Source organism: Streptomyces sp. NPDC050743 (assembly GCF_044456925.1).
GTDB lineage: Bacteria > Actinomycetota > Actinomycetes > Streptomycetales > Streptomycetaceae > Streptomyces.
On record NZ_JBITGJ010000252.1, the window covers coordinates 1 to 4,189 of the forward strand.

At 67.3% G+C, this 4,189-nt stretch carries 4 protein-coding genes and 3 pseudogenes; 6 read left to right on the top strand and 1 reads right to left on the bottom strand.

Going from position 1 to position 4,189, the window contains the following annotated elements; translation table 11 throughout:
* Positions 1–77 precede the first annotated feature (77 nt).
* From ACIBJF_RS52400 to ACIBJF_RS52410, 3 genes and pseudogenes are all read left to right on the top strand, one after another.
* The gene (locus ACIBJF_RS52400) at positions 78–461 is read left to right on the top strand and encodes an alpha/beta hydrolase fold domain-containing protein (RefSeq protein ID WP_399184962.1); all 384 of its coding nucleotides are present in this window, start codon (positions 78–80) and stop codon (positions 459–461) included.
* A 196-nt stretch (positions 462–657) separates the two neighbouring features.
* Positions 658–753: pseudogene (locus tag ACIBJF_RS52405) on the top strand (carboxymuconolactone decarboxylase family protein); the annotation flags it as partial.
* Between the two features lie 147 nt (positions 754–900).
* Positions 901–1,710 (top strand): annotated as a pseudogene (locus ACIBJF_RS52410) (transposase family protein).
* Between the two features lie 131 nt (positions 1,711–1,841).
* Here the strand turns inward: ACIBJF_RS52410 and ACIBJF_RS52415 are convergent.
* Positions 1,842–1,970, bottom strand: a complete 129-nt coding sequence (locus ACIBJF_RS52415; RefSeq protein ID WP_399184959.1) for a hypothetical protein — start codon at positions 1,968–1,970, stop codon at positions 1,842–1,844.
* 5 nt (positions 1,971–1,975) lie between these two features.
* Between ACIBJF_RS52415 and ACIBJF_RS52420 the strand changes: the two genes are divergently transcribed.
* The 3 genes and pseudogenes from ACIBJF_RS52420 (at position 1,976) to ACIBJF_RS52430 (ending at position 3,948) form a co-directional block, all read left to right on the top strand.
* Entirely contained in the window at positions 1,976–2,560 is a 585-nt protein-coding gene (locus ACIBJF_RS52420; protein WP_399184960.1) for a DinB family protein, read from the top strand.
* A gap of 49 nt (positions 2,561–2,609) precedes the next feature.
* Positions 2,610–3,417, top strand: a pseudogene (locus tag ACIBJF_RS52425) (IS5 family transposase); the annotation flags it as partial.
* Positions 3,418–3,639: 222 nt separating this feature from the next.
* Entirely contained in the window at positions 3,640–3,948 is a 309-nt protein-coding gene (locus ACIBJF_RS52430) for a hypothetical protein (RefSeq protein ID WP_399184961.1), read from the top strand.
* Positions 3,949–4,189 lie beyond the last annotated feature (241 nt).

The following is a 4,189-nucleotide window of genomic DNA, read 5'->3' on the forward strand; positions in this document are numbered from 1 at the left end:
CTCGGCCCGACCCGAACCACACACCTGGCCCGGCTCGACCTGGCCGCATAAGCACCGCCCACGCGGCCGTTTCACGGATTTCCCAACGGAGTCCTTCAGGGAGGGGAGCCTTCAAAGAGGCCGACGTGCGCGCCTACGCCGATCTCTACGTCGGTGCAGGCGACAGGGCGCATCCCCTGGCCAGTCCGGTGTTCGCCGACCTCACCGGACTGCCCCCACTCCTCGTGCAGGTCGGGGCGAACGAGGTGCTCCTCGACGACGCGGTCCGGCTGGCCGGCCGCGCGGGCGCCGACGGCGTCGAGGTCACGCTCGAAGTCGGCCCCGGCCTTCCCCACGTCTTCCAGCACCACTACGGCCGCCTCGACGAGGCGGACGCCGCACTCGACCGCGCCGCCCGCTTCCTCACCGCCCACCTGAGCGCCGGGCGCCCGGGCGCCGACCATCTCGAACCGGTCCACTGACACCGATCCCGGCGGCCTCCACGTGATGTCGGCGACGGCCGCAGGAGCACCATCGCCGACATCAGGGGTTTCAATTTCAGGAAGTTCAACGTCTCTGCGGGATCAGGCGTGGACCACTTCGCGTATACGCGTCCCTCGCCGGTAGGGAGTCATACCGGGGTCGGCAGGTCCATGAGCGCGAGTTTGGCCGGGTCGGCAGATCGGCGCGATCAACCTGGAGGTCGCGCTGACCAACTTCTTCAACCGGATCAACCGCACCATCAAGGAACCGGCCGGCAAGACCTGGGGCTGAGCGCAGCGTGGCTCTTACCCACTGAGGCTTCGCCAGCGAAATGATCTCCGGGTGAGCCACGAGGCCGGGCAGGCGTGAAGCCAGGCGTGAAGCCCCTGGTAGGACTGGTCTGCCAAGACCATGTCCGCTCGAATCAGCGGCTTCACGTTGGTCACCGATGCGGCCGCGCTCGACGTCCCACGCCACATCGTGGAGTCCCTCGCCCGGTTGCCGGCCGCCCACCGGCGCGGGATCGGCACGCCGAAGGGCTCTCGCGCCCTGGGCCGGTTCCGCCAGGCGGTACTGGTGCTGCGCTGGTTCCGAGAACACGGCTGCGTGCACTGCCTGGCCCGGGACGCCGGGATCTCGCAGGCCACCGGCTACCGCCACCTCCATGAGGGCATCGGTGTGCAGCCGCCCAAACTCCTGGTCTGCACGAGGTGTTGGACGTCTGCCGCGCCCAGGGGACGACACCCGTGGTGCTGGACGGCACGCTGATCGCCTGGGACCGGCTGGCCGGGGTCCGGGACAACGGCAACGACCTGTGGTTCTCCCGGAAGCACAAGAGCTTCGGCGGCAACATTCAGTTCCTGGCCGCGCCGGACGGCACCCGGTTGTGGGTCTTCGACGTCGGCCGGGTTTCACCCCGGACATCACCGCGGCCCGGATTCACGTACTGGCCGCGCTGTGCAAGGCCGCCGCCGGCGGGCTTCCCACGCTCGCCGACAAGGGCTACATCGGGGCGTCGGCATCGGCATTCACGTGCCCGTGCGCCGCCCCAAAGGCCGCATTGAGACGGCCCTGGACCGAGGAACCCGCGCCACGAATGCGCTGATCAGACACGTGACGGCGCGCGGCAAGCGGGCAGCGGCGGAACTGAAGGAACGCTGGCGAACCCTCAAGCGCGTCACCCTCAGCCCCGGCAGAACCGGTGACATAGCCCAGGCCGCACTCGTCCTCAACGGGCACTGGAAATGATCTTCACTGAGAAAACCCCAGTAGCAGCGGACCGGGGGCGAACCTATGGGCGATGGTCACCAGTCACGATGAATCCTCAACGTCGCCGCGTCCTCAGTCAGGAATCCCGAAGCCGACACTTAGAGGTTCTCTCACGTGGCAAGTTTCGCGAGTTTCTTGTAGCAGGTCAGGGCGGCGGCCATGGCCAGGCCTCGGCTCTGACAGTCGTTGCGGACCACGTACGGGATCTTGAGACCACGAGCAGCCCATGGCAGGCTCATGCCGCATGATCGATGAATTCGCGAAAGACCATCTGCACGGGAGACTGCGGCGGGACCGCAAGGCGCTGCTCTGGAAACTCGACGGCTTGTCCGAATACGACGCCCGCCGACCTTTGACAGTAACCGGGACCAACCTCCTCGGCCTGGTCAAACACGTGGCCACCGTCGAGGCCAGGTACTTCGGCGAGGTCTTCGACCGCCCTTCCCCGGAACCGCTGCCCCGGTGGCAGGACTACAACGGCAGCGATCTGTGGGCGACCGAGGACGAGACCCGCGATCAGATCATCGGGTTCTACCGGCGCACGTGGGAACACTCGGACGCGACGATCAACGAGCTTCCCCTCGACGCCCCCGGCCACGTGCCGTGGTGGCCGGAGCCTTATCCCAACACGAACCTGTTCGCCGTCATGGTCCATGTCCTCGGCGAGTCCAACCGGCATGCCGGGCACGCCGATATCCTGCGCGAGGGCCTCGACGGCCGGACCGGGGTGCGCCCCGAACACGAGAAGCAGATCGACGAGGAAGCCCGTGCGGCCTACTGCGCGAAGATCGAGCAGGCCGCCAGGTCGGCCGCACCAATCAAGGCTTAGAGGTTGTCTCACGTGACTTGATGTTCGTGCGACATGATACCGGTCGTGGGTGCTGATCTCGAAGCGTCTGGTTCCTGATGAACTCTGGGAGCTGGCCGACCCGTTGCTGCCGTCGTTCGCTGCTCGTCCGCAAGGTGGTGGGACCGCTCCGTGTGACGAGCGGGCCGTGTTCACGGCAGTGGTGTACGCGCTGACCAGCGGCTGTGCCTGGCGGCATCTGCCGTCGACGTTCGGCACGTCGCCCGCCACAGCGCATCGCCGCTTCACGGTATGGACCGAGGCCGGCCTGTGGCTTCGGCTGGACCGGGCGGTGCTGGGTGAACTCGGGGCCCGGGGCGAGGTGGACTGGACCTCGGCGATCGTCGACGCGGCCTCCGTTCATGCCAAAAGGGGGGGATCACTGACCGTGCCGAACCCGGTAGATCGCGGCAAGAAGGGCAGCAAGCTGCAGGTGCTGTCCGATGCCCAGGGCATCCCGCTCGCCGTCGCCGTGTCCGGCGCGAACATGCACGACAGCCTCGCCCTCAAGCCGCTCATCCGCGGCATACCCGCCGTCCGGTCCCGCCGGGGACCACGGCGGCGCCGACCGTCAAACTCCGCGCGGACAAGGCGTACTTCTCCGCCGAACACCTGGCCTGGCTGCGCCGGCGCGGGCTCGTCGCGCGCATCGCGCGGCCCGGCATCGAGTCCGGCGAACGCCTCGGTCGGCACCGCTGGAAGATCGAACGGTCGATCGCCTGGCTCATCGCCTACCGCCGCCTCACCGTCCGATACGAACGAAAGGGCTCGCACTTCCTCGCCTTCCTCGGCCTGGCGCCGCCCCGACCTGCTACAAGAAGCTCGCGAAACTTGCCACGTGCGACAACCTCTTACATCCACAGCGTGCTACTTGCCCCCACTGGCTCCAGAGCAGTGTTCAGTCCAAAGCAACACGAAGGTTTTAATCAGCGAGGCGTGCATATGCCTCGTAGATAGTTGGCACAATGCCCCTCGTGCAGCCCCTCCCGGTTCCCTGCCCCGCCCACCTCATCCCGGATGCCACAGGCACGGACGCCTTCCATGCCGCATATCGGCAGGCCATGGCGCAGCACGCCGTATTCGTCGCCATCGAATCCGAGAAGCGTCAGCGGTGGACCGTCAAGGCGGACACACTTACCGCCGGCTCCGGCCACGCCGGCGACGAAGCCGTGAACGATGCAATCCGGGTCGCGATCACCCGCCTGATCCAAAACCGTGAGGTCGACCTGGACGCCTACGCGGGACCGATCTACTTCATGATGCACGGCGTGCGCAGCGAAGCCCGGGCCCGCGAACTCGCAGCCGCACTGCACGCCGCACTGTACGGAGACCGAGGACCTCTCACCCGCGCCGCCCCTCCTGCGTCCTGACCGAGCTCGACTAGGGACAGTCCGCAGCAGGCGTGGCGGCATGCGATCGCGGCCACAGTAGGCGAGGGGGCGTCGCCGGCTGGCAGGGCACGCCGCACCGGGCGTGCGTCCGGGATTTCAGCGTGATCTAGCGAGGAACCCCGGGTCTTCAGGACTCCGTTGGGAAATCCGTGAAACGGTGATGGTGAGTGTGCAGGCCTGCCATGATCGGCATGTTTGTCGATCGAGGGTGGGGTTGTAT

Coding starts and splice junctions, on each gene's coding strand:
- ACIBJF_RS52430 (WP_399184961.1), top strand. CDS start 3,640: ATGGCGCAGCACGCCGTATTCGTCGCCATCGAATCCGAGAAGCGTCAG.
- ACIBJF_RS52420 (WP_399184960.1), top strand. CDS start 1,976: ATGATCGATGAATTCGCGAAAGACCATCTGCACGGGAGACTGCGGCGG.
- ACIBJF_RS52415 (WP_399184959.1), bottom strand. CDS start 1,970: ATGAGCCTGCCATGGGCTGCTCGTGGTCTCAAGATCCCGTACGTGGTC.